This is a genomic window from Gilvimarinus agarilyticus, assembly GCF_000832015.1.
GTDB classification, from domain to species: Bacteria; Pseudomonadota; Gammaproteobacteria; order Pseudomonadales; family Cellvibrionaceae; genus Gilvimarinus; species Gilvimarinus agarilyticus.
Genome location: NZ_JXCJ01000001.1, coordinates 3,112,415 through 3,138,014 on the forward strand (window position 1 = coordinate 3,112,415; position 25,600 = coordinate 3,138,014).

General features: G+C 55.3%; 16 protein-coding genes. 4 read left to right on the plus strand and 12 right to left on the minus strand.

The window, feature by feature from the left end; genetic code table 11:
- Positions 1-35 precede the first annotated feature (35 nt).
- Both SD69_RS13650 and SD69_RS13655 read right to left on the minus strand, forming a co-directional pair.
- Positions 36-1,859, minus strand: a complete 1,824-nt coding sequence (locus SD69_RS13650) for an endo-1,4-beta-xylanase (protein WP_198144101.1) — start codon at positions 1,857-1,859, stop codon at positions 36-38.
- A 91-nt stretch (positions 1,860-1,950) separates the two neighbouring features.
- Entirely contained in the window at positions 1,951-6,066 is a 4,116-nt protein-coding gene (locus SD69_RS13655; RefSeq protein WP_041523656.1) for a PVC-type heme-binding CxxCH protein, read from the minus strand.
- A gap of 414 nt (positions 6,067-6,480) precedes the next feature.
- On the opposite strand from SD69_RS13655, the gene SD69_RS13665 reads away from it, so the two are divergent.
- Positions 6,481-7,830 (plus strand): GntP family permease, encoded by a 1,350-nt coding sequence (locus SD69_RS13665; RefSeq protein ID WP_041523658.1) that lies wholly within the window; start codon positions 6,481-6,483, stop codon positions 7,828-7,830.
- Between the two features lie 253 nt (positions 7,831-8,083).
- Here the strand turns inward: SD69_RS13665 and SD69_RS18200 are convergent, their stop codons facing one another.
- The 6 genes from SD69_RS18200 to mrcB form a co-directional block, all read right to left on the minus strand.
- On the minus strand, positions 8,084-8,980 hold the full coding sequence (locus tag SD69_RS18200) for an alpha/beta hydrolase (protein WP_052481162.1): 897 nt from the start codon (positions 8,978-8,980) through the stop codon (positions 8,084-8,086).
- Between the two features lie 266 nt (positions 8,981-9,246).
- Positions 9,247-12,390 carry an efflux RND transporter permease subunit gene (locus SD69_RS13675; protein WP_041523659.1) on the minus strand — a complete coding sequence of 1,048 codons (3,144 nt, stop codon included), beginning with the start codon at positions 12,388-12,390 and terminating at the stop codon, positions 9,247-9,249.
- Positions 12,387-13,745: an efflux RND transporter periplasmic adaptor subunit gene (locus SD69_RS13680; protein ID WP_052481163.1), complete on the minus strand. Its 1,359-nt coding sequence runs from the start codon at positions 13,743-13,745 to the stop codon at positions 12,387-12,389. Before SD69_RS13680 ends, SD69_RS13675 begins: the two co-directional genes overlap by 4 nt.
- A gap of 62 nt (positions 13,746-13,807) precedes the next feature.
- Positions 13,808-14,203, minus strand: coding sequence for a hypothetical protein (locus SD69_RS13685; protein ID WP_041523660.1), 396 nt, complete (start codon positions 14,201-14,203; stop codon positions 13,808-13,810).
- 686 nt (positions 14,204-14,889) lie between these two features.
- Positions 14,890-15,408: a tetratricopeptide repeat protein gene (locus SD69_RS18205; protein WP_052481164.1), complete on the minus strand. Its 519-nt coding sequence runs from the start codon at positions 15,406-15,408 to the stop codon at positions 14,890-14,892.
- 60 nt (positions 15,409-15,468) lie between these two features.
- Positions 15,469-17,814, minus strand: a complete 2,346-nt coding sequence (gene mrcB, locus SD69_RS13695; RefSeq protein WP_041523661.1) for a penicillin-binding protein 1B — start codon at positions 17,812-17,814, stop codon at positions 15,469-15,471.
- A gap of 165 nt (positions 17,815-17,979) precedes the next feature.
- Here mrcB and SD69_RS13700 point away from each other — a divergent pair, with 165 nt between their 5' ends.
- The gene (locus SD69_RS13700; protein ID WP_041523662.1) at positions 17,980-18,993 is read left to right on the plus strand and encodes an adenosine kinase; all 1,014 of its coding nucleotides are present in this window, start codon (positions 17,980-17,982) and stop codon (positions 18,991-18,993) included.
- Between the two features lie 27 nt (positions 18,994-19,020).
- Here SD69_RS13700 and SD69_RS13705 read toward each other — a convergent pair whose 3' ends face one another.
- The 4 genes from SD69_RS13705 to hemA are packed head-to-tail and all read right to left on the minus strand — an operon-like array spanning position 19,021 to position 23,030.
- Positions 19,021-19,773, minus strand: a complete 753-nt coding sequence (locus SD69_RS13705) for a HesA/MoeB/ThiF family protein (RefSeq protein ID WP_041524833.1) — start codon at positions 19,771-19,773, stop codon at positions 19,021-19,023.
- Positions 19,774-19,778: 5 nt separating this feature from the next.
- Complete coding sequence (gene prmC, locus SD69_RS13710; RefSeq protein WP_041523663.1) at positions 19,779-20,609, minus strand: peptide chain release factor N(5)-glutamine methyltransferase; 831 nt, start codon at positions 20,607-20,609, stop codon at positions 19,779-19,781.
- Between the two features lie 4 nt (positions 20,610-20,613).
- The gene (gene prfA / locus SD69_RS13715; RefSeq protein ID WP_041523664.1) at positions 20,614-21,696 is read right to left on the minus strand and encodes a peptide chain release factor 1; all 1,083 of its coding nucleotides are present in this window, start codon (positions 21,694-21,696) and stop codon (positions 20,614-20,616) included.
- On the minus strand, positions 21,696-23,030 hold the full coding sequence (hemA, locus tag SD69_RS13720; RefSeq protein ID WP_041524834.1) for a glutamyl-tRNA reductase: 1,335 nt from the start codon (positions 23,028-23,030) through the stop codon (positions 21,696-21,698). Before hemA ends, prfA begins: the two co-directional genes overlap by 1 nt.
- A 189-nt stretch (positions 23,031-23,219) precedes the next feature.
- Here hemA and SD69_RS13725 point away from each other — a divergent pair, with 189 nt between their 5' ends.
- Together SD69_RS13725 and lolB are read left to right on the plus strand one after the other, a co-directional pair.
- Positions 23,220-24,950 carry a tetratricopeptide repeat protein gene (locus SD69_RS13725; protein ID WP_041523665.1) on the plus strand — a complete coding sequence of 577 codons (1,731 nt, stop codon included), beginning with the start codon at positions 23,220-23,222 and terminating at the stop codon, positions 24,948-24,950.
- Positions 24,951-24,956: 6 nt separating this feature from the next.
- Positions 24,957-25,592 (plus strand): lipoprotein insertase outer membrane protein LolB, encoded by a 636-nt coding sequence (lolB, locus tag SD69_RS13730; RefSeq protein ID WP_052481165.1) that lies wholly within the window; start codon positions 24,957-24,959, stop codon positions 25,590-25,592.
- The last annotated feature ends 8 nt before the right edge of the window (positions 25,593-25,600 follow it).

A 25,600-nucleotide genomic window follows, 5' to 3' on the forward strand; every position in this document is an offset into this window, starting at 1 on the left:
ATGTACCGCTATGTTATTAATGTGCCTGTCTAATTTTAATGGGCCAATGTAGCTTTACGAGTCAGTGAGAACTCTTTCACCTGCGTTACCCCATCCACCATATAAGTGATTTGGTAGCGGCCATAAAACCCGTCTAGCGTCACCTTACCCGCCGCATCAGTTTGGCCTTCTAAGCGTGTATGCCACCTGCTTTTAACAAGCTTCTGCTGCGCCAGCGCATTGGGCTTAGCGTGGCCATCGGCACCCATTAACGCCCCCAAAGGTTGCCACATTGTGGGCTCATAAAACCCCCAACGAGTAATACCAACCGTTGCCGGGTGGGCAAACACGGCGGTGTAAAAATCGCGATCGTACTGCGCCTGACCGGCCTGATCGCGGGTGCTTAGGTCGTACTCGGTAATACGCAGCGGCAAGCCAAACTCGGCAAACCGGTCAAGTATTGGCCAGAGCTTGTCGGGCGGTGTTACCAGCGAGCTAAAATGCCCTTGCAACCCAATACCGTGTATGGGGGCACCCAAAGCCCGCAGTGTTTTAATGGTTTGGTAGTAGTGATCTTGCTGAAACTGGTTGTCGCCGCCGTCGGTTAGAATCGAGTTCTCGTTAATATACAACACGGCTTCGGGGTATTGCGCGTGAACCCGTTTATACCAATCGGCTACCGTATCCAAGCCGACAATATCGGTCCAATCTTTTTCGTGGCGAAGCTCGTTGATTACGTCCAGCTCTTTAATACCGTAGCGTTTTAAAAACGGTATCACCTCATCGATGTGTTTATTCACCCGAGCAATAAACGCCGCCCGGTCATCTTTTAACGCTACCAACTCTTGCGGACTAAAACCAAAACCCGGATACAATAAAACATGGCCACGGGTAGGTATATTATTATGCTGTAAATAGCTCGCCATCGCCTCGTAATCGGCGCGGCGCTCGGGGTTTGCCCAACCCCAATCGGCCCAATAGATAGGTGTTGTGGCCACATTAAAATACTCTGTTAACCAGTGTCTATAACGCTCGGCCTCGGAGGTTTTTTGCAACAATAACGGGTTAATGAAGGTGCCAAACTGGTAGTCGTGGTCAAGCTGCTCGATAACGACGTCTTGCTGGCTAAGTGGCGCCCCATCGGCGTTTGATAACTGCAACGTGATACTGCCGGTGCGGTTTTGAGTAATCATTTTCTCGGCGGTTGCACGCCAAGGCGCGTTTTGATCCATTCCGTTATAGCGAAGTGCCGTTACCGGCAGCTGCTCGGTCGCTGTGTCCGGCGCTAATCGCAGTATCGCCACGCCGGCCACGTCCAGAGTTTGCGCGCCTAACGCTAGATGTAAACTCAAACCCAAACTCCCCTTTGGGTAGTCAGTTTCAGCCCGACCCAGTGCAACCACCTGAGTCCACTGTTCGGTAACGTTGGTGCTCACGTCAGCGATGGAATGCCACTCGGGCTCGTTGCGCTCTACATAACCCAAAACCTTCGCCTCACCCGTGCCGGGAGCTGCGCGCAGGTACAAACTGGCTAACACCCATTCGCCCTTTTGCACCGGTTGACTATTGTTATCTGAATGTAAAGTAACCGCCCACGGATTGGCCGAGCCTTGCTTTGTATGCACCCGTAAAAACTGAGTAAACAGCGGGTGCTCAACCGGTAGCCACTCATGGCTTTGTGAGGTGCCCGCACCCGACACACGAATGTCCGGCCTCTCGTTATCGGCGGGTAAAATCAGCTGCGGCGCCGCCTGATGGGGCAGCTGTTTTAGCAACCGGTCAAGATATCCGGGTACGTCAGTCGCCGCAGTGGGCAGTGCCACCCACAGAGAAAAGACGACCAAGCAGTATGGGATCCGCTTGCGTGTGTGTTTTAGCATTATCAACGACACTCTCATCACATATGTCTGAATATTTAACCCGCCACCACCACAAAGCAATATTTAGTCAGCGCCGCGTGGAATAAAACGATTAATCGGGGTATTTTTCTTCAAGCTCTGATGAGTGCCAAAAGCCACTTTGTTGCCTTGTTGCCGCACGAACCCTGGCCACCTGCTTGGCACTGATCGCCGGAGCACTATTGCCAAAAGCATTGCGGACATAAGTCAACACGGCCGCCATGTCGTTGTCATCAAGCAAGTTTTTAAACTGCGTCATGGGCACGTGACCGGCGTAATCCTGCCCCTTTACGGTAATAGGCCCAATTAAACCGTGAAGGGCAATATCGATAAGCCGCTCCGCATTGCCGGTAACCCACTCTGTACCAGCCAGTGGCGGAAACTGCGCCGCAGGTAATCCTTTACCATCGAGCTGATGGCAAGTAGCACAGTAACCTTCTCGACGATAAATCTCTTTGCCCTCTTGCCACCTAGCTTGCAGCTCGGGAGAAATTTTAAGGGTGTCCTCCTGTGAGGCTTGCTCGGGCAATGTAACGCTACCGCCGAGGTACTTCGCCACCTGCACGTACGCTTGTCGCGCCCACTGATCGACCGGCAACCTAGCGGCGGCCACGACAATATCAAGTGCTTTATCGCCTTTGAGCCACGAGGCGGCGATAACCGCCTCGAGCCTCACTCGTGGATGTTTGTCTGAGGCCGCCGCCAGTAAGAGTGCTTGCGCATCGTCAAATTCAGGTAGGTTATAACGAACGGCCCGCACCGCCGCTGCGCGTACCTGATACGATTTTGCCTGCAATAACTGCCGAGCAAGTTGCAAATCTTGCGGGTGCTCAGAGAGGCTGACCCACAAAGCCTCTAACTGCAAAGACTCGGTGTCGTCTCCGTTGCTGCTTAGGCTTTGCAGCCACCGGGCTTTACTGGCCTGTAGTTCGGCAGCAGGCAATTTACGCAGCTCACGTCTGACGCGCGAGCGCAAGTGCAGGTCGTCGCTGTTAAGGCGTTGCCATAATGCATCGGTATCCAGCTGGGTAAGATCTTTTGCCTCAACCAAAGCACGCCCGGGGTAGCTCACACGGTAGATACGGCCGTGGGCGTGATCGCGCAACGGGTCGCGGGCGTTGTGCTGCATATGGCCAATCAACTGGTTATGCCAGTCGACCACGTAAAGTGAACCGTCGGGGGCAAAATCCATATCCACCGGACGAAAGTTCGGATCGCTCGATTGGTACAAATCCACTCGAAACTGACTGCTGTAACCTGCCCCGGAATCGCTAATGCTGTGCTGCTTAGCGCCCAAAAAACCGATACTGTTATTCAGTAAATAATCACCCTGCACCTCACTTGGGAAGTGCTCACTGGAGATAAACACTAAACCGGAGGTAGGCCGTACTCGCTGGCTCTCTTGCACGAGCGACTCTGTGCCCACGGTTAGCTCGCCATAATGGGTGTTGATCTCTACCGGTAACATCCAGTGCATATCGGGATTAGAGGTCGACAAAAAGAAGTCCTGCCCCCAGCGATCAAAAGCGATACCCCACGGGTTGGGTATATGAGTTTGCACCAGCCGCTCAAGTTTTTGTGTTTTTGGCTCAAACCGATAAAAACCGCCATTGACCGCCCGCACCGGCCCGTACGCGGTTTCAATATTAGAGTGTAGAAAAACGCCCTCGGCCAAAATTAAGCTACCAAATGGATCGCGGGTAAACGCACTAATGGCATGGTGGGTATCGTGGGTATCGAAGCCGCTTAAAATAATATCCCGAGTATCCGCACGGTCATCACCATCGGTATCGCGCAATAAAACTAAGTTAGGTGCCTGCGATACATACACGCCTTCAGGGGTTAGCTCAAAGCCTACAGGTAAATGCAATTGATCGGCAAAGATGGTTTCCTTATCGGCTTTGCCATCGTTGTCGGTATCTTCGTAAATCAATATTTTGTCGTTAGGCCGCGGATCACCCACTTTGTAATGGGGGTAACTCGGCATCACCGCCACCCATAGGCGACCTTTACCATCAAAGGTTACCTGCACCGGGTTGGCCAAGTTGGCAAACTCCCGCTCCGAGGCAAACAGCTCAATCTTATAGCCATCGGCCATGGTAAACCGGTCCAGCGCTTCCTGGCCGTACAAATACGGGCTTTCCGCGCTTTGTGGCGAGTTTGTGATCACCGCCCGCAACGCAACCGTTGCCGCATCGGCGCTTGCGCGATCAAACGGCTTGTTATTCAGTCTTGCCCAAATTTCGGCCTCGCGGTTGTCGGTTAACTGGCGCGACTTTAGTAGCTCATCTGGGTAGTTATCTGGCCCGTACGGTTCAAAACGACGCCCGTGGACATGCACGCCGTTGGGCATTTGGTAGTGGTTAAGCCAGTAAAAGTTTTTCTCATTCACCACATCGACTAAGTTGCGACTTGACGCTGACTCCTGGCTCGATTCGCCAAACAACAAATTATTTAACAGGCGGCCAAAACGGCGATAACCCTGCTGGTTTAACTGAGCACCATTGACGGTAAGTTGCTCAGTCCCCGTGGTAAACCAACGCAACGTGTCGGTAAACACATCGACAAATTCAACGCCTTTTTGCTCCGCTACTGTCTTCATCGCTTGCATATAGAGAGCTAAATTAGCATTGGTACTCGTGCCGTCAGGAAGGTTATGATCGTAAGACAGGTCCTGAAAAGCGATAGGTGACACCAAAACCAAACGCGGTGCGCTTTTGCCGTTATAGCGCTGCGTTAATGTATGGTCGACAAATGCCGCCAGCTCTTTTTTATAAGCCTCAACCCCCGCCTTGCCGGCAAACGACTCGTTAAAGCCAAAAAATGCCAGCACGACATCTGACTCAAGCTCGCTCAGCCATTGATCGGGGGTGGCGTAGTGACCTGCGCCACTGTGATGAGAGAATTCAGGCCTCAGGGTTTCACCGCCGCTAAACGCCCACTGCGAATCTCGCGATGCGTGCGGGCGAAATACCGGCGTCATCCCTGGGCGCGCCAAATTGCGCACCCGAATGTTCTGCTTTGGATGGCGCGCGTACAACTCGCTTTCAAAATACCCGTAATGCAACATCCGCTCAGCCAAGCCATTGCCAATTAAGGTGACCGAGTCGTTACTTTTTAAGCGTAAGTTTATTGGCGTTAACGGCGCCTGCGCAGCACTAGCCAACGCCTCTTTGGTTAGGATTGAGCGGCCCGAGCGCCCGAGGGAAAAGTCGTCAACCTTCATACCTCGCGTAACAAAGTAATCGGGCTTTTGAAAGCCATAAAACGAGGGTTCGTAACGGTCAACAGGGGTAACGTCAGCGCGCTCCGGAACCTTTTTACCCAGTAAATAATAACTGGCATTAACCACTAAACGGCGCAATGCGGGCTCGGCAAAGTCGACGGCAGCCCCCGCAGTCGTGGCAAACACTGTGCCCATTGCGGCACCATCGGGGGTCGGATACGACTTTAACCACGCCAGTGGCATCATGGGATTGTTCTTCTCGTCGTGCAGGGCTTTCGAGTCTCGCGCCAACGACTCGGTCACCGCGCCCCGCAGCAGCACCGTTGCCTGTTGCTGATCAAGATGCTCAATACCGTAGATATCGGACTGGGTAAAGATATCCGCCGCGGCGTTTAATATCGGATGCTGACGATGGATTTGCTCAACCACGGCCCGGCCACCCTGCACTTTATGTTCGCCATGGTGATTAAGCCAATTTTCGCCGATAACATTCAGGCCAAAGTTTTGCCAATCGTAGCCACCGTAATGGTCATCATTATTAAACGCGTGGGTCGCGGTGCGGATCGCTACGACCGGCTTGGCGGCGTTTAAATAATCCAAAATCGGCTGCAACTGCTCGCCGGAAAGCGTGCGCCAGCGTGTTCCCAGCACCAACAAGTCGGCGGTATCAAGCGCCGCCAAGCCCGGGATATTACTCGTTTCGTTAGGGTTTATAATGTCCCGTGTTTTATCCATCGCGAACAATACGGAGGTTTTAAAACCGTGCGACTGACTTAAAATTTTAGCCAGCATCGGTGCCCACTCTTCCGAGCGGTATTCTTCATCACCCGAGACGAAAACAATGTGTTTATCTTGTTTCAGTGCTTGCGGTGGTTCAAATACTAAATACTCAGTATCGTTAGCCAAACTTAAACGACTAAAACACAATAAAGCAATGCCAAAACTAATCGTCAGGGACTTCATATTATTTTCCTGTGGCTCTTTTATAGATCTTATTAGGTATAGCCTAGTGCGCAGTTAGCGGTGCACTAGGTAGCGCCATGTATAGCAAGGCCGGCAAGGGTAAATCACGGAACAGCTTTTTATCATTATCAATGCTTTCAAGACTGCCCAATGTCTCAAATAAAAACAAGCCACAGGTGCCCGAGACATGCAGAAGTTTACAATAATTATCAAAATATAAGATTGTGCCCCTGTAGCCCAACCGGTAGCCAACGCTAATAAATGATCAACTTCTCGGGTAAAATGTCACCCAGAAAACTCGAATAACAACTAAACCGCCGCGATACCCCAAGATGGCGCAGCGAGCCTCTGCGTCCGTACCGGCTGATCATCTTTACATTTGGCTTTTAAAAACACTAGGAGAAAATAACAATCATGTCTGCTAGCTACTTACTTACGCTTACTGTCGTCAGCATTGCCCTACTGCTGTTTTTAATTATTGTTCTGCGCTTGCAGGCCTTTGTTGCCCTGTTGTTGATTAGCATGCTGGTGGCCATTGCCGGTGGTGTACCACTGCCAGAGGTAGCCGGCGTCATTCAAGCGGGCATGGGCAGCACCCTCGGCTACATTGCCATTGTGATTGGCCTGGGCACCATGATCGGCGAGATCTTGCAGGTATCCGGTGGTGCGCAGCAAATTGCCAACACCCTCACACGTAAAGCCGGTACCCAGCGCGCTCCCTGGGCACTGATGACGCTGGGGCTGATTGTCGCGATTCCGGTATTCTTCGAAGTTGCTCTGATTCTGTTTATTCCGCTGGTTTACAACCTGGCCCGGCGCACCGGGAAATCTCTGTTGTATTACGGCATACCACTGGTAGCCGGTATTGCCGTGGCCCACTCGTTTATTCCCCCTACCCCCGGCCCCGTCGCCGTCGCCTCGTTGCTCGGGGCCGATCTCGGTTGGGTAATTCTGATTGGGTTACTCGCGGGCATTCCTGCGGCGATTATTGGCGGCATTGTGTTTGGGCGCTTCATCGGCGGGCGCATTCATGCGCCGTTACCAGAGTTCGCGCAAGCTCACCTAGCGTCACAAGAACAAACCACGCGGCCGCAACCGGGCTTTGCACTGGTGCTAAGCATTATTTTAGTACCGCTCGTGATGATTTTACTCAACACCGCCTCCAAAGCGTGGCTGGAGCCAGAGCATCCTGTGGTCAATATCATGGCCTTTATCGGGCACCCCTTTACGGCTTTGCTCACAGCCACGCTGCTCGCTTTTTATTTTTTGGGTACCCGGCTGGGCTTCAGCCGCGATGAAATTCAGCGCGTCGCCACTCGCTCTATGGAGCCGGTGGGCATGATTATTTTGCTCACGGGCGCCGGCGGCGTGTTTGGTAAGGTGCTCATCTCCGCAGGGGTGGGCGACGCGCTGGTCGAGACAATGACCCGCTCCAACTTACCCGTGGTACTTTTCGCTTTTTTGATTGCCACTGTGGTTCGGGTGTCGCAAGGCTCGGCAACTGTCTCCATGGTAACCACCGCAGGTCTGGTTGCGCCGCTGATTCAGACAGGCGGTTACTCTGAGCCCGTAGTGGCCTGTGTGGTTATCGCCATTGCGTGTGGCGCCACGGTGCTCTCACACGTGAACGACTCTGGATTTTGGCTGGTAAAACAGTATATGGGGCTCACCGAGAAACAAACCCTGGCCTCCTGGACAGTACTGGAAACTATTCTGGGGCTCGTGGGTTTATCGGTGGTGCTGGTACTTAGCTTTTTGCTGTAAGTGCCTCGGCGAGGTACAGCGGCCCGCTTTTACGGACAAGCAAACAAAAACCTTCGCGTAACTATCCTCAGCGCATAGCACGGGTTACCTCCTGCGGCATCGTAAGAAGTAACCCTCCGGGCAACGCAGCACAAACAAAGTCGTAATCAACCAATGCCATCGTTTAGCCACACACTAGGTAGCTGATTTAAACCACCGGATACCAGATCAAGTTTGGCCTCGATCGCGCCAGGGGCGGCTATCCCCCAGCCTTTTACTGGGCCCACTTGGCTAAAAAAGCTAAATACTTTCTAAAAACGAACTTGGCTCCCTCTGGCGCCGACTTATTTAAACTGTGGTCGCCACCTTTAACCTCATAGTACTCCACATCATGGCCTTGCTTATCCAGCTCGCGGACAAACTCACGCGTCATATCAACCGGCACGAGTGGATCACTGTCGCCATGAGATAAAAAGAATGGAGGATCGCTTGAGTCTAAATAGGTAACCGGCGACATCGCCACCCGAACAGCGCTTAAACCCGCCGTATCGCCACCGGCTAAGCGCGTAAGCATCGGGCTATCGTTGTATTTCTCTAAGCTAAAATCACCAACAGGCGCAGACTGCGCTGCCACAGCGTGTACGCTAGAGTCGACGCCTGAGTACAAGCCATAATCCGAAAACGCATCTGAGTTGCCAGTTACGCCCACCATAACCGCCAAATAACCACCCGCCGACGCCCCGGTGACAATGATTCGCTCAGGGTCGATATGGTATTTCTCTGCATTGGCCTTTAAATAGCGTATTGCCACCTTAATATCATCAACGGCGGCGGGAAACTTATACTCGGGTGACAACCGGTACATTGCGCTGGCCGCCACAAATCCGAGTTTTGATAGTTTAACAATCTGCGTGTTCTTCGAGCTTTTATCACCCGAGACAAACCCACCACCATGGATCATTACCAACACTGGGCGAGGCTTTACTGGGTTTTTGTCCGGAAAGGCAATATTAATCGACAGCGGCACCCCGTCCACTTCACCAATAGGCAAATCTTCATACAGACCTTTTAAAGATTGCGGTTTATCGATCGCGCCACAAGACAATAAGCTCAATAAAAACGCCGACAAAACCATATACTGAATAGACAGTACAGCCATACTCTTGCTCATAGCGCTTACCACTTAGGTTAAATAAATCGGTAACTGGGATGCCGGTGAGGCGGCTCGATGGAGTACGCTCATTTAAACAAAGCCTGCCATGCTTTAGGGGAGCTGGCAATATACTAACGGCTTTGAGTACTAGCCACTAGTGAGGCGCCCCTCCACCTCGTCGACTAAGCTCCTCCCCAAAAAACGCCGCATTCAGCCAATATAGTCGTTCGACGCCTATTCACAAGGCAACCACCCGAGATACTAAATACCGGTCAAAGCCGGAATTACGCACCCTTTACCCCCGGCTGCCGCCACAGTAAATACACTGCCGGCAATACCAACAGCGTCAGCACCAAGGTGGTAAGAGTGCCCCCCACCATAGGCGCGGCGATACGCTGCATAATTTGCGAGCCGGCCCCCGAGCCGAACATAATGGGCAGCAAGCCGGCAAACAGCGTACACGCTGTCATAACGATAGGCCGCAACCTTAAGCCCGCGCCTTGCAGCACGGCCGACTGTACATCGGCGCGGGTTAGCTCGCGGCCCTCTTGCACGCATTGTTCACATACCTCCCGGTACGCGATATTCAGGTACACCAACATCAACACGCCGATCTCAACCGCCACGCCCGCCAGTGCAATAAAGCCCATCGCGACCGCTACCGATAAGTTGTAGCCCAGAGCCATCAACAACCAAACGCCGCCGAGCAAGCCAAAAGGCAACGTCGCCAAGATGATAATTACCTCAGTAAGGCGTCTAAAGTTGAGGTACAGTAGCAATACAATAATGCCTAAGGTCATGGGCAGCACCAGCATTAATCGCTCGCGGGCGCGCTCCATATATTCGTACTGGCCGGCCCAGGTCAGTGAGTAACCGGCCGGTAAGTCCAGCTCGCGCTCAACCCGTTGTTGCGCCTGCACCACATAGTGGCCGAGGTCGGTGTCTTGGGTATCCACCAACACCCATCCGTTAAGCTGAGCGTTTTCACTTTTAATGGCGGCGGGGCCGTCTTCGACCACCACTTGGGCCACATCGCCAAGCGCCAGCTCGAGGCCACCGTCGGTGATAATGGGTAACGACTCAAGCGCCGTGGGTGACTCGCGATACGCCTGCGGGTAGCGCAAATTTACCGGGTACCGCGCCGAACCCTCAACCGTTTGCGTCACCATCGCGCCCCCCACGGCGGCGTTAACCACAGCTTGCACATCGGCAATATTTAACCCAAATTGCGCGGCTTTAACGCGGTCGATATCAATGCTCACATAACGGCCGCCAGCGACACGCTCGGCGTAAACCGACGCCGTGCCAGCCACATCACCTAATATACTTTCAAGCTGCTCACCAATCTCGCTAATGATGATTAAGTCCGGCCCGGCGATTTTAATGCCCACCGGGGTTTTAATGCCGGTGGCCAACATATCGATGCGGGTTTTAATGGGCATCACCCAGGCATTGGTCAAGCCCGGAAAGTCGATAAGCGCGTTAAGCTCTTGGCGCAATGACTCGGGCGTAACCCCTGCGCGCCACTGATCGCGCGGATGAAATTGAATGACGGTTTCGATCATCGTTAGGGGCGCGGGGTCGGTGGCGGTTTCGGCACGGCCAATTTTGCCGAACACTGTGTCCACCTCGGGCAGGGTTTTAATTAATTTATCGGTTTGCTGCAAAATTTGCCGCGCCTCACCAATGGACAACCCCGTGTAGGTGGTGGGCATGTACATTAAATCGCCTTCATCCAGCGGCGGCATAAATTCAGAACCCATTTTTTGCGCAGGCCACAAGCCTACCAGCATTAACATCAGCGCTAACAGCACCACTGTTTTTGGGGCGCGCAGCACCGCCGCCAGTACGGGCCGGTACGCGGCCACCAACAAGCGGTTAAGCGGATTTTTTTGCTCACCCAAAATGCGCCCACGAATAAAATAACCCATTAACACCGGTACCAGCGTTACAGCTAAACCGGCAGCGGCAGCCATGGCGTAGGTTTTGGTAAACGCCAGCGGACTGAACATTTTGCCCTCTTGTGCCTCTAGCGCAAACACCGGTAAAAAGCTGGCAGTAATAATTAACAGCGAAAAAAACAGCGCCGGCCCAACCTCGGCGGCGGCGGTTGCCACCAGTTGCCAGCGCCGCTCGCCGGTGATTGGCCCGCCGTTTTTTTCCTCGGCGCGCTCCAGATGCTTATGCAGGTTTTCAATCATTACCACCGCGCCATCGACCATAGCGCCAATGGCAATAGCCACACCGCCCAGCGACATAATATTGGCGTTAATGCCCTGTAGGCTCATTACGATAAAGGCGCAGAGAACACCCAGTGGTAGGCTAATCGCCACCACCAGTGCCGAGCGAAAATGAAACAAAAACAAAGCGCAGATTAGCGCCACCACTAAAAACTCTTCGGCCAGTTTGTGATACAAGTTGTTAACGGCGGATACGATCAGGCGGGAGCGATCATAGGTGGTAATCACCTCAACGCCGTTAGGCAAACTTTTTTGCAATTCGTTTAATCGACTTTTTACATCGGCAATTACGCGAGCGGCATTCTCTCCGCTGCGCATGACCACAATACCGCCGGCTACTTCGCCCTCGCCATTGAGCTCGGCAATGCCGCGACGCATTTGCGGCCCCGAGCGAACCTCGGCAACGTCGCCCAACAACAGCGGCGTGCCACTGTCGCTTAAACCCAGTGGCACGTGACGCAAATCATCGAGGCTTTGTACATACCCGGATACGCGCACCATATATTCGGCTTCGGCCATTTCTATAACCGATGCGCCGGTTTCTTGGTTGGCGCGAGCAATGGCGCTGCGCACATGATCCAGCGGCATTTGGTAGGCGCGCAGTTTGTTGGGGTCGACTACCACCTGATTCTGCCGCACCATACCGCCCACGCTGGCCACCTCGGCAACGCCCGATACAGCTTGCAGCTCAAACTTTAAAAACCAATCTTGCAGGCTGCGCAATTGCGCCAGGTCATGCTGGCCGGTGCGATCCACCAGTGCGTAGTTAAACACCCAGCCTACGCCGGTGGCATCGGGGCCAAGCTCAGGCTTAGCGCCATCAGGCAGCTGGCTACTCACCTGGCTTAAATACTCCAACACCCGCGAGCGGGCCCAATATAAATCAGTGCCCTCATCGAAAATAACGTAGATATAAGAGTCGCCAAAAAAAGAGAAGCCACGTACCGTGCGCGCGTTGGGCACTGAGAGCATCGCTGTGGTTAACGGGTAGGTCACCTGATCTTGCACCACTTGTGGCGCTTGCCCCGGGTAACTGGTTTTAACAATCACCTGCACATCGGACAAATCGGGAATGGCATCCACCGGGGTTTGGTAAAGTGCCCGCACCCCCACTGCCAGTAATACCAGGCTTGCCAAAATAACGGCGCCGCGATGTTTAACCGATGCGAAAATTAACGCGCGAATCATGGTGCCACCTGCTGATCTTTAGAGGCATCGTGATTCATCTCGTCATGGCTCATGCCAGAGTGATCCATCTTATGATCGCCCGCTGCGCTATGATCCATCCCCTCCGCGTGCCCAGTTGGCGAGTCTTCTGCACGAGCTTGCTCTTTCTCCCCTATACGCGCCAGCTCGGCGTCAACATTCGATTCGGAATCAATTAAAAACTGGGCATTTACCACCACCCGATCCCCTTCGCGTAAACCATCAAGCACCTCGGTGTTACCGCCAGCGCTGCGCCCTACCCGCACCGCCGTTGAGCGATACACGTCATCGCGCACCTGGCGCACCACCCGGGTCGATTGCCCGGTACGAATAACCGCACTGGTAGGGATAACTAACGTGTTTTCGGCAGGCGCCGCCGCGATGGCTAAATCCACCAGCATATTGGGCTTTAAGCGGCCATCGCTGTTGGGAAACACAATGCGCGCTTTAACCGTGCGGTTGGCGGCGTTAAGCACCGGGTACACGTAATCGATTTCGCCTAGCCACTGCTCGCCGGGATAACTACGGCTGGTAAGGGTTACCGCCTGGCCTTGATGCAACAAGCCTGCACTGCGCTCAAACACCTCGGCCAGTACCCACACATCATCCAACGTGCCGATGGAGAGCGTGCTCTGGTCAAGCTCGACGTAACTGCCGTTAGAAATACTAATGGCCGCCACATAGCCATCTCGATCGGCGTAATAAGACAACTGCGGGCGCAGCTTACGCTCGCGGGCAATGGCGGTAATCTCCCGTTCGCTAACACCCTGAGCCTTTAGTTTTAACGCGGCCGATTGCGCCAGCGCCGTGTGGTTACCGTTAAGCGCCGATAAGTACTCTTGCTGAGTGTTTAGAATCTCTGGCGAGTAAAACTCAAACAGCTTTTGTCCCATGCGCACCGGATCGCCCTCGGCCACCACAGACAACTCGGATACCCAGCCGGTCGCGCGCAAATGAAAGTGCCGCAACGCCTGTTGATCAAAACCCACAAACCCAACCGCGGTTAGCGGCGTCACCATGGTGGTGCGTTCAGCCCGCGCGGTGCGCAGCCCCAGGTGTTGCTGCACCTGGGGGGCGATACTGACCTCGCCCGTTGCAGGGCTTTTATCGCTGGCGTACACCGGCACTAAGTCCATCCCCATAGGCGACTTACCCGGCCCGTCACGCCTAAAGCTGGCATCCATGGGCGCCACCCAATACAAAGGCTCGGGCTCAGCGGGTGCAGCCGGGGCGCGATCTTGCGCCGATGGAATTACAACAGCAGGAAAATAAATGCCGGCGCCATAGCCCAGCAGTGCAACAACGGCAATCGTCGCCGCCATCAAAAACTTGTTCATACGGAGTATTCACCCAATCGTTAACGGTTAACCGCGCAAAACGCGGACGTAACTGTGCTGTATCAGGCGAAAATGGGTGGGCGTAAACGGTTGGCAGCGCGCAGATCGGCCGCAATAGAAGGGGTCAAAACAAATTTGGAGCCAGAGCAGGCACTCAGCACTAAAGCCGGTGCCGGTAAAATGGCCACCGCGCTGGAGCAAACCGCAGGGCAACAACAGCCGTTATCGCAGCTGTGATCGGGATTTGTATCGACCATGGGCTGCGAATCAACACTAGCGACGTGATGCATAGCGTGGCCACCGTGCTCCGCACTTGCCATAGCACTCATAGTCTCTGAGTCGCAATGCGCCATATCGGCCGGCCCCATCACAGAAGCCGCAGACGCCGCACTACCGGCCAACGCCTGAAAGGCGATAACCAGTACGAGTAGAAATTGGCGTAACTGCAATTTTTTCATGGGCTAAGTATATCACCACTTTTTAGGTATGACGTGCTGTTTTAGATTTTGTAGGCTGAGTCAGAGCAGTTGATTTCGTATTATCAACAACTCCGATCCGATTGACCCAGACAATTAACGCCGCTATAAAGTGCAGCTTTGGAGAGGAGTATCTTGTGCTAACCTTTTCAGCACAAAGTGCGCAACGGAATATATGTCAACTTGGTAGCTTTAATAACTTTAGCGCGACAAGACTTGGAACTCAAAGGTGTATACATAGTTATCCAGCCTTCCCGAAACCGAGAATCTAGCGCTCATAATTTCTTTTAAAATCTTTTCTTTATCAAGAGATGCCGGCTTTACAGAAACCAACTATGAAGCGCCGGTTGTGGGGCCCCTGCGACTGAGCCGAACGGAGACCTATTTTTGTGGGTAAGCAAACAGGACGTTTGCGCAAGTATCGTCAGGGCATGGACGCCCTGTCGATACGGCCCTCAAAAATCGGTTGGAGTGAATGAACCCGAAGGGCCAGACGCCGGGGTGGGCTTTTCTTTTCGTTAGGTTTCTTTTGCCCAAAACAAAAGAAAAGTAACTCGCCACGCCCGGCGACGCGGGCATACTAAGAGATTCCGCCTCCTGCGGAGCTTTATTAATTCTGAATACCGATTCAAGGTCGGCATGACGAGATCGGTAGACCGAGAGCCAAACTACAACTCGCTCAACACACCCCGCAACGCGGCATCCACCGTATGATCGTCACGGCTATAACGCAAACCCTGTTGCGCAAATTGCTCTGCCTGATTGCGATTCCCCAAACGCTGATAGTTCTCGGCCAGCAGCAAATAAACCGCTGGGTTGCGACGATCGATACGCAGCGCTCGCTCGGCACTGGCAATGGCGCGACTGTAATCACCGTTGCGATATTCCGAGCGGCCCTGTGCCAGCAAAGCGTCTACGGCCGAGTTGCTGCGAGCTGGCACGGGTGCCTCGGGCTCGGGCTCGACCACGCGCCAGCCGCTATTATCACGCTCATCTTGCGGGGCATCAGTATTCGGCCGCTCATCGGGACGGGGCCGTTCGGGGGCCTGAGGCTCCATACCCGGCACACGTACACTGGTATCACTGTCCTCGACCGGAGCGCCGCTACCGGGGCCCATTTGGCTAGCACAGCCGCTGAGTAACACAATGGCTACCAACGAGCCTACATTTTTAACAAAACACGTCATAGTTATTTGCCTAGCGTATGTGGCCCCAGCCTGGCGGCGCCAAGACCGAAGCCAATTAAATTAATTCCAAAAACGGTGCCACCAGCTGCTGTCGCGCTTGGTTTTCTCTAGCCGACAGTCCACGGCGCGGCTCGGGGCAAAATCCGTCTCTAGCGGCAGCCAAATGGCGCCCTCACAGCCCTCGGCACTCAGCGCGCCGCTGGCGTGATCGATCCAGTCAAAGCTCACACCATCGGGCGGCGTTAAGTTAACGCCCCGGGTGGGTAACTCTGTCATTAAATCGGCCCACACTTGCAGCGCCCCGCCACTACCGGTCAGGGGCGTGGCCGAATTGTCATCGCGACCGACCCAGACTACCGCTAAATGCTCACCGCTAAAACCGGCAAACCAGCTATCGCGCTGATCGTTGGTGGTGCCGGTTTTACCCGCCAGCGGTAAATCGGCGGGAAACAAATTGTATACCCGACGCCCGGTGCCCTCGCGCAATACTGCCTGCAAGGCATATTGCAGCTCAAACGCACTCTCGGGCCTAAAGCGCTGCTCGATACGCAGCGGGTAGCGTTTTAGCGGCTCGCCGGTGGCGGTGAGCACGTCGCGAATGGCACGCAGCGGCGTGTAACTGCCCTCGGCGGCCAGCGTGTGGTAGACGCCGGCCACCTCGTAGGGAGACATCTCGACCGAGCCCAGCGTCATGGCCGGCACCGGCGGGATATAACCGTCAAAGCCGGCGCGCTCTAAGGTATCGGCCACTTGCCCCAACCCCAGCTGCATGCCGAGCCGCGCTGAAGCCTGGTTGTACGAGTGCACCAGTGCCTCGATTAAAGGCACCTCGCCATGGCTGCGCCGGCTGGCATTTTGCGGCTGCCACAACTGGCCATCTTCACTGGTAACGGTGACGGGCTCATCCGAAATGGTGGTACCCAAATTATATTGGGTGGGCTGCTCCAGTGCGGTTAAATACACAAATGGCTTCATCAACGAGCCAATCGGGCGATGGGCATCCAGCGCGCGGTTAAACCCGGCATAACGGGGGTTTTTATCGCCCACCAGCGCCAACACCTCGCCGGCGCCCACAGAGGTCACCAGCATGCCGGCCTGCAGATCCTGGGTTTTATGCTGCGTCTCCAGCCCTTTTAAACGCTGTGCTACGGCCTTCTCGGCCTGGCGCTGAACCATGGGCGAGAGCGTGGTAAAGATACGCAGGCCTTCGCTTTTCAAATCTTCCTCTTGGTACTCTTCTGCCAGCTGACGCTTGACCAGCTGCACAAACGCAGGGTACGTGGTTTGAGCGTTACTGCCGGGCTCGACCACCCCCAGTGAGGCGGCTTGGGCACTTTTAAGCTCGGTGTCGTCGATCAGGCCCTCGCGGTGCATCACCGTTAACACCAGGTCGCGGCGCTTTTTGGCCCGCTCGGGGTTGCGCCACGGGTTGTAGTACGAGGCGCCTTTGACCATACCTACCAGCAACGCCACCTTAGGTGTATCCAGCTCGGACACGGGTTGGCGAAAGTAATACTGGGAAGCCAGGGCAAAACCGTGAATGGCCCGCGCCCCGCTCTGACCTAAAAACACCTCGTTAACGTAGGTCTCGAGAATCTCCGATTTGCTGTAGTGCAGCTCCAGCAATATCGACATAACCGCCTCTTGGGCCTTGCGGGTTAACGAGCGCTCGTGGGTTAGGTAAAAGTTTTTAACCAGCTGCTGAGTTAAGGTGCTGCCGCCCTGCACCACATTGCCCGAGCGCAGGTTCACCCACGCGGCGCGGGCGATGGCCACCGGCGATACGCCGTGATGGTCGAGGAAGTTTTTATCCTCCACCGCCAGCAGGGTTTCGCCCAACAATGGCGGGAGATCCGATAATTGCACCAGTAGGCGGTCTTCTTGCGCGGTGGGGTAAATGCCACCGATTTGCTCGGGCTCGAGGCGCATAAGAGCCAAGGGTTCGTCATTACCCATCAGGCGCGATACCTGCCCGCGACTTACCGTTAAACCAAAGCGGCGGGCTTTATCGCGGCCGTCCCAAAACTCAAAGCCACGGCTGTAAATGTCGTAACCCACTTGGCCGCCACTGGCATGCTTGCTCACCTGCCCCGGCGCCGATACGCGACTCACAAAGCGATACCCCAGGGCATTCAACTCGCTCTCAAGCAGTGTGGGCGTAAGAGCCATGCCCTCGTACAACTCTAACGGGCGGGCGTAAACCCGCGCCGGCAGCGACCACTTTTTACCGTCAAACTTGGCCCTTACCACAAAGTCCAAATACACGACCCACAAGCCTGCGGCAATCACGGCAAAGCCCACGGCATACCAAAACCACAGTTTTAGCAGCGCCCAGCCATGGCGCTGTTTAGCACTCGCTTTTTTGCGGGATTTACGGCGGGGGGCGGGGGTACGGCGTTTGGTCATAGATATGTCTTTCTTGGTGGCGAGCGGATTACTCGCACTTTGATTAGAGCGCGCTTATTTTGCATAATGTGCGGCCAAATACAACGTCGGCGCGTGATCTGTTCGACGACTGCGGACATTTCGTACCCTCAACCCCAATATTTAACCCTGATTAAAAGGCTCTTCATGACTGATCAATACCATATTTATGGCATCGGCGCCGCGCTGGTAGACACCGAAATTACCGTCAGCGACGACGATTTAACCCGTATGGGCGTCGACAAAGGCGTAATGACCCTGGTGGACGAAGCCCGCCAGGCCGAGCTGATCGGTTACCTGCAAGACAACGCCATCGCCTCGCAGCGCGCCAGCGGTGGCTCGGGCGCCAACACGATTATTGCCGCTGGGTATTTTGGCTGCCGCAACTTTTACTCGTGCAAAGTCGCAGGCGACGAGAACGGCGAATTTTACCTTAACGATATCCGCGACGCCGACGTTGCCTACCCCGCCACGTTGGGTGGCCACGAGGGTATCACCGGCAAGTGCCTGGTGATGATTACTCCCGATGCCGAGCGCACCATGAACACCTTTTTGGGCATTAGCGCCACAGTATCGGTAGCCGAGCTGGACGAAGCGGCCATTGCCGCCTCCCAGTGGGCTTACATCGAGGGCTACTTGGTCAGCTCTGACACCGGCCGCGCCGCCGCCATTAAATTGCGCGAGCTGGCTGAGGCCAACAACACCCGCACCGCCCTGAGTCTGTCAGACCCGGCCATGGTAAAGTTTTTTGGTGAAGGCTTGGCCGAAATGATCGGCGACGGGGTAGATTTACTGTTTTGTAACCGCGACGAGGCACTTGGCTATACCGGCACAGACACCATCGAGGCAGCCATCGCGGCGCTTAAACCCATCGCCAAAACTTTTGCCATTACCATGGGCGCCGAGGGCTCGCTGGTGTTTGATGGTAAAAACCTACTGAACATCCCCACCGAGCAGGCCAAAGCCATCGACACCAACGGCGCCGGCGATATGTACGCGGGGGCGTTTTTGTATGCGTTGACCCAGGGGGAGCCTATGCAGCGCGCGGGCGAGTTTGCCAACTTAGCAGCCACCAAAGTGGTTACCCAGTACGGCCCGCGCTTGCGCGCCGAGCAGCATAAAGCGTTAATCGAAGCCTACTTTAGCGCCGCCACGGCCTAACTAAAGCGGTTGAATCAAGCGCCTGCGTTATCGCGGGCGCTTAGCGCACACCGGGCAATCCGGGTCGCGCGGTAAGCGCATCTCTCGCCACACGCTTTTGCGTGCATCGTACAATTGCAACCGGCCAGTTAAACCATCGCCAATTCCCGCCAGTAGCTTTATGGCTTCTAGCGCTTGCACAGAGCCAATAACCCCCACCAATGGGGCCAATACGCCACTTTCGGAGCAGGTTAAGTTCTCGTCGCTTTGCTCATCGTACAGGCAGCGGTAGCACGGGCTGTGTGGGTCGCGTGCATCAAACACCGCCACTTGCCCCTCGAGCCGGATCGCCGCACCCGATATCAGCGGTATTTGCCGGGCAACGGCAGCGGCATTTAAGGCGAAACGCGTCGTAAAATTATCGCTGCAATCGAGTACGGCATCCGCTCTCTCTAGCAGTGCAACAAGGTTTTGCTGGGTTAAGCGCGCGTTGTGAGTCTCGACATTAACGCCGGGGTTTAACCCTTTAATACTCGCCGCCGCGCTGGCCACTTTACTTAGGCCAATATCATCGGTGGCGTGAATAATTTGCCGCTGTAAGTTAGATAGCTCAACAATGTCATCATCAACCAACACCAAACTACCCACGCCGGCCGCCGCTAAGTACATAGCCACAGGCGCCCCTAAACCGCCTAGGCCGATGATCACCACGCGGGAATCCAACAATCGACTTTGGCCCTCGACGTCTACCTCGGGCAACATAATTTGGCGCGAGTAGCGCAGCAGCTGATCGTCGGTCATGTCGCTCATGGCATTTGCCCCAGGGTCACCCGGTCGCGGCCGGCCAGGTCTTGGTGGGTGGCCACCGCGCTAAACCCGGTGGCGGACAAACATTCACGCACCGCGGCGCCCTGCTGCCAGCCGTGCTCAAACAACAAAAACCCGCCCGGGGTTAAGTGTTCGCTCGCGGTTTTGGTAATGCGTTCGATATCCGCCAGGCCCGCATTATCGGCGACCAGCGCCGAGCGCGGTTCAAAGCGCACATCGCCCTCGCTTAAATGGCCGTCGGCCGCATCGATATAGGGTGGGTTACTCACGATCAAATCAAACACCTCGTCGCCCAGCGCCGCAAACCAGTCACTTTGCAAAAAGTGCGTATTACCCATATTTAGCGCCTCGGCATTGCGTATCGCCAAAGCCACCGCCTCGGCCACGCGGTCCACCCCGGTAACCTGCCACGCGGGGCGCTCGTGCGCCAAGGCCAAGGCAATGGCGCCGGTGCCCGTCCCTAAATCCAACACGCGCTGAGTGTTTGCCGTAGCGTGCTCAAGCGCCTGCTCTACGAGCAACTCGGTATCGGCGCGGGGAATTAACGTGTGGCAGTTGGTCATTAACGGCAGCGACCAAAACTCTTGGGTGCCCGTTAAATAGGCGATGGGCTCGCCGTTTGCGCGAGCCTGAATAAGCCCTTCAAATTGCGTTTGTGCCCCGGCGCGCAGTTCGGCCTCGGGCCAGGTGTACAAATACACCCGCGTTTTTTGCAGGCTAAAGGCCAGCAGTACCTCGGCATCGAGCCGGGCACTGTCGCTGGCAACAAGTTGCGCCTGCGCCCAGCGCAGGGCCTCTTGTACAGTCATTGGTTTACTCCGATAGCGCGGCTAACTGATCGGCCTGATACTCGTGCACCAATGGCTGAATCACTTCATCCAGCGCGCCTTGCATTACCTCGTCCAATTTGTACAAGGTGAGGTTGATGCGGTGATCCGTGACGCGCCCCTGAGGGTAGTTATACGTGCGAATGCGCTCGGAGCGATCGCCGCTACCCACCAGAGATTTACGCTCTTCGGCGATAGACGCCGCCGCGCTTTCTTCTTGCGAATTTTTAAGCCTTGCGGCCAACAGCGACATAGCGCGGGCGCGGTTTTTATGTTGCGAGCGCTCGTCCTGACATTCCACCACGACACCGCTGGGGATATGGGTAATACGTATCGCCGAATCGGTTTTGTTAACGTGCTGCCCCCCGGCACCAGAAGCGCGAAAGGTGTCCACTTTAATATCGCTTTTGTTGATTGCGACTTCGTCCAGCTCGTCGGCTTCAGGCATAACGGCAACGGTGCAGGCCGAGGTGTGAATGCGCCCCTGGGATTCTGTCTCGGGCACGCGCTGTACGCGGTGGGCGCCCGACTCAAACTTCAAGCTGGCGTACACATTGGTGCCGCTGACCCGAGTAATTAATTCTTTGTAACCGCCGTGCTCGCCAAGATTTTCGCTCAGCACCTCAATACGCCAGCCGCGCTGTTCGCAATAGCGCGAGTACATACGAAATAAATCGCCCGAAAAAATTGCCGCTTCATCGCCACCAGTACCGGCGCGAATCTCGAGAAATACGTTTTTATCGTCGTTCGGATCTTTCGGCAGCAGCAACATCTGCAGCTCGGCTTCAAGCTCGGCTTTTGTCTCACCCGCGGAGTCTATTTCTTCACGCGCCATCTCGCGCATCTCCGGATCACCTTCATCCAACATAGACTGCGCTTCGGCCAAGTCCTCCAGCACGGTGCGATACCGACCGTAGGAGGCAATCAGCGGCTCGAGCTCGGCGTACTCCTTAGACAAGTCACGAAATTTATTCTGATCGGAGATAACATCGGCATCGGAAAGCAATGCGCTAACCTCTTCGTTGCGTTCACTTAATCGATCCAGCTTTTCTAAAATAGAGGCTTTCATTATGTCTCGCTTTCATTCGCGTTGTGGGGGTTGCTTGCCGTATTTTCAGACGGATTCACCAACCCCGATTGTTGCTCAATATCATCTTCGGTGATGGCGAATAACCTGTGCGAGATGCGCACGGTTTCGTATTCGCCATTGGCACTTGCCTCGCGCAGTGCGGTAGTCGGCGCGTGCAATAGTTTGTTGGTCAGGTTGCGCGCCAGTTGCGCCAAGGCTTTATCGGGTGCGGTGCCGCCTTGTAATAATTTAAGAGCTTTTTCTAACTCTTGTTCACGCAACTCATCAGCTTTAGAACGGTACGCTTTGATGGTATCCACCGCGTCCATCGCACGCAGCTCGCGGGCAAACGCGGTAACGCCTTGCTCGATAATATCCAGCGCGTGGTCGGCGGCCTCGGCACGTGTTTTCTTGTTCTCTTCAATAACAACGTGCAGGTCATCTACCGTGTACAAATACACATCGTCCAGCTCACCCACCTGCTCTTCGATATCGCGGGGCACCGCAATATCGAGCATAAACATAGGCTTGTGTTTGCGCTTTTTTAACGCCGCCTCCACCGCGCCTTTACCCAACAACGGTAACTGGCTGGCCGTCGATGAAATAACAATGTCGGCACGGGGCAAACAATCGGGGATATCGGACAGTAATACCGCTTCGCCACCAAAACGCTCGGCTAGCTTTTGCGCCCGCCCCAATGTGCGGTTGGCCACAATAATGCGCTTAATGCCCTGCTCGTTTAAATGCTGCGCCACCAAATCAATGGTTTCACCGGCGCCTATCAGCAACGCGGTATCTTGTTTTAAATCCGAGAAAATCCGCTGCGCTAAGCTAACCGCGGTATAGGCCACCGACACTGGATTTTGGCCAATAGCGGTTTGCGTGCGCACTTGTTTGGCTACCGCAAACGCCTGCTGAAATGCACGGCGCAAATGCGCCCCCAGGGCGCCGGCCTCTTCTGAGGTGGCGTAGGCCGATTTCATTTGCCCTAAAATTTGCGGCTCGCCCAGTACCAGGGAGTCCAGCCCACCGGCGACTTTCATCATATGCCGCAACGCCTGATCGCCCGAGTATAAATAGTGGCACTCGGCCAGATCTTCTTTCGCCACACTGGAGTGCGCCACCAACCAATCCAGCAGCAAATCGGGAGCGCGCTGGCTGTGTAAATACAACTCAGTGCGGTTGCAGGTAGACAAAATCACCGCTTCATCGGCACCGGCCTCAGTTTGCAATGCCATTAAGGCCGCTACAGCCGCATCCGGCGCAAACGCGACTCGCTCGCGAATATGCACGGGGGCGGTTGTATGATTGATGCCAAAAGCCAATAATGTCATGCAGTCTGGGTCATTACCGATACAGGATTCAAAGGGCGTCATTGTCCAGCTAGCAAAGGCCGCTGACAAGTGGCATTTTATCACGGACTGCCAGCGCCCCGTCATTTACGCGCTACAGCGCCCCGCGCCAGTGCCAACGGGKCCGTAAAAGCACCGGTTTGACCCTGTTTTACGTTTTAGGAAGCCAACATGAAAGCCGTACAATTAACGATCTACGCCACCTTGCTGAGCGGCCTGATTGGCTGCGCCCAGCAACCGCAGCAGATCGACACCCCAGAGCCCGAGCCGGTTGCCGCTAAAGAGCCCGAGCCTCTGCCTGCGCGGCCATTTACCAGCGATACCCTGTACGCCTTGCTCAGCGCCGAGCTGGCCGGAAGCCGTGGCCGGCTGGATGTGGCGCTGGCCAACTATTTACAGCAGGCCGAGCAAACCGGCGACCCGCAGGTGGCCGAGCGCGCTTACATGATTGCCCGCTATATGGACGCGGACGACGCTATTGTCACCTCGGCCACGCTGTGGGCAGAAGCCTCGCCCGACTCGCAGGACGCGCAAGCCGCCGCCATTTTGGCGCAAATTGACGCCGGCCACCTGCTCGAGGCTCTGGAGCGAACCCGCAACACCAAAACCCGCGATAATGACGCGCTGCTGCAAAGCATCGCCGCCAATGCCAGTAACGCCACCGACACCCAACGCGAGCGACTACTGGAAAACTACGAACAAATGCTGGCCGAGCAGCCCGACAATGTAGCGCTGCTGATTAGTACTGGCCTATTACACCAGCAACAGGGCGACTTAGACGGCGCCTTAGTGCTGGCCGAGCGCGCCCGCGAGATCGAGCCCAGCAACACGCCGGGGCTTATCCTTACCAGCGGCTTGCTGCACCAGCGCGGCGATAACGCCGCCGCCCTCAAGCTAATTAAAGAACAGTTGGATATGGCTCCAGGCAACCGCCGCCTGCGCCTGCAGTACGCCCGTTTGCTAACGTTTGAGCGCTTAGATGAGGCGCAAGAGCAGTTTCAAATCCTAGCTAATGGCAGCCCCCGCGACGCCGAGCTGCTGATGGCACTGGCGCTCGTCGCCGAAGAGCGCGGCGACCTTGAGACGGCCAAGGAGAGCTATCAGAGCCTACTGGATATTAATGAGCACACCGATGACGCACATTTTTATCTGGGTAAAATTGCCGAACAAAACGAGCAGCCCGAACAAGCCATCGAACATTACCTAAGCGTGCAACAAGGCGATGAATTTGCCCACGCCATTGCTCGCGCTTTAGCGATTCAACTACAACAGGGCAACCTGCAAGATACCGACGAGCTTTACCAGCAGCTGCGCGAACAGCTACCCGAACAGCACGAGCGACTGGCACTGATGTACAGCCAAAGCTTGCTGGAGGCCGGTGAAGACGACGCGGCCCTAAGGGCGCTAAATGAAGCCTTGCTAGAGACCCCCAACAACAGCAACTTACTTTACGCCCGCAGCATGCTGCACGAGCGCGCGGACGACATCGCCCAAGCCGAGGCGGACTTGCGCGCTATTTTGCAATACGACCCCAACAACCCGGCCGCACTTAACGCCTTAGGCTATATTCTGGCAGATCGCACCGAGCGCTATAGCGAAGCTTACGAGTTTATTAAGCGCGCTTTGGAGCAACAACCCAACGACCCAGCCACCATCGACAGTATGGGCTGGGTGCAATATCGCCTGGGGAACCTAGCGCAAGCGCAAAAGTATTTGGAGCAAGCCATGGAGCTTTATCCAGATGATGAGATTGCCGCGCATCTTGGAGAGGTGTTGTGGGTGTCGGGCCAGCGTGAGGCGGCGCTAAACGTGTGGCGCAGCGGGCTTGAGATAGAACCGCAAAGTGGCTACATACTGCGCACCCTACAGCGCTTAAAAATCAGCGCCGACACACCGATTTAACCGTTTATGCGAAAAACTCAAACGCTGATCGCCCTGCTGGCAGTACTGCTGCTAACCCGTTGTGCCAATGTGCCCAGCAATACCGGCGCGCCACCCGAGGGGCCAGTCGACACTCAAGCCCACGAGGAGCGCCTGCGCGCTATCTCGCAGTGGCACTTACAGGCCAAAGCGGGGCTGCGCTCGCCCGAACAAAACGGCTCGGCGCGGCTCGACTGGCGCCACTCGCCCAGCAGTTTTGACATTAGTTTATCGGGCCCCTTGGGCCAAGGGCGGGTAGAGCTTAAAGGCACGCCTGAGGGAGTGGTGCTTACCCAACCCGACAGCGAGCCGCTACGTGCCGAGAGCGCTGAGGCACTGTTATATCAGCAAACCGGATGGGACTTGCCGGTTGGCTTACTGGCCGACTGGCTACTGGGCTTACCCGCCACCAAGCAGCCCGTCGACGATCTAAAACGCAACGACAACGGCTTGCTGAAAACCCTATCTCAGGCGGGCTGGCAATTAAGCTACCTCAATTATCAGTCGGTAGCCGACGTATTTTTACCCGGCAAAGTCATCGCCACCCGCGAGCTGGACAACGAGCAGCGCATCCGCTTAGTGATCGCGGTGTACGACTGGCACGTTACCCGCAACACTCCCTAATAAACACT

What these genes read in the sequence shown, in the direction of transcription:
- hemA (WP_041524834.1), bottom strand. Translation starts at nt 23,030, where the DNA reads ATGACATTATTGGCTTTTGGCATCAATCATACAACCGCCCCCGTGCAT.
- SD69_RS13650 (WP_198144101.1), bottom strand. Translation starts at nt 1,859, where the DNA reads ATGCTAAAACACACACGCAAGCGGATCCCATACTGCTTGGTCGTCTTT.
- SD69_RS18200 (WP_052481162.1), bottom strand. Translation starts at nt 8,980, where the DNA reads ATGAGCAAGAGTATGGCTGTACTGTCTATTCAGTATATGGTTTTGTCG.
- prmC (WP_041523663.1), bottom strand. Translation starts at nt 20,609, where the DNA reads ATGACTGTACAAGAGGCCCTGCGCTGGGCGCAGGCGCAACTTGTTGCC.
- mrcB (WP_041523661.1), bottom strand. Translation starts at nt 17,814, where the DNA reads ATGACCAAACGCCGTACCCCCGCCCCCCGCCGTAAATCCCGCAAAAAA.
- SD69_RS13725 (WP_041523665.1), top strand. Translation starts at nt 23,220, where the DNA reads ATGAAAGCCGTACAATTAACGATCTACGCCACCTTGCTGAGCGGCCTG.
- SD69_RS13700 (WP_041523662.1), top strand. Translation starts at nt 17,980, where the DNA reads ATGACTGATCAATACCATATTTATGGCATCGGCGCCGCGCTGGTAGAC.
- lolB (WP_052481165.1), top strand. Translation starts at nt 24,957, where the DNA reads ATGCGAAAAACTCAAACGCTGATCGCCCTGCTGGCAGTACTGCTGCTA.
- SD69_RS13675 (WP_041523659.1), bottom strand. Translation starts at nt 12,390, where the DNA reads ATGATTCGCGCGTTAATTTTCGCATCGGTTAAACATCGCGGCGCCGTT.
- SD69_RS13705 (WP_041524833.1), bottom strand. Translation starts at nt 19,773, where the DNA reads ATGACCGACGATCAGCTGCTGCGCTACTCGCGCCAAATTATGTTGCCC.
- SD69_RS13665 (WP_041523658.1), top strand. Translation starts at nt 6,481, where the DNA reads ATGTCTGCTAGCTACTTACTTACGCTTACTGTCGTCAGCATTGCCCTA.
- SD69_RS13685 (WP_041523660.1), bottom strand. Translation starts at nt 14,203, where the DNA reads ATGAAAAAATTGCAGTTACGCCAATTTCTACTCGTACTGGTTATCGCC.
- SD69_RS13655 (WP_041523656.1), bottom strand. Translation starts at nt 6,066, where the DNA reads ATGAAGTCCCTGACGATTAGTTTTGGCATTGCTTTATTGTGTTTTAGT.
- SD69_RS18205 (WP_052481164.1), bottom strand. Translation starts at nt 15,408, where the DNA reads ATGACGTGTTTTGTTAAAAATGTAGGCTCGTTGGTAGCCATTGTGTTA.
- prfA (WP_041523664.1), bottom strand. Translation starts at nt 21,696, where the DNA reads ATGAAAGCCTCTATTTTAGAAAAGCTGGATCGATTAAGTGAACGCAAC.
- SD69_RS13680 (WP_052481163.1), bottom strand. Translation starts at nt 13,745, where the DNA reads ATGAACAAGTTTTTGATGGCGGCGACGATTGCCGTTGTTGCACTGCTG.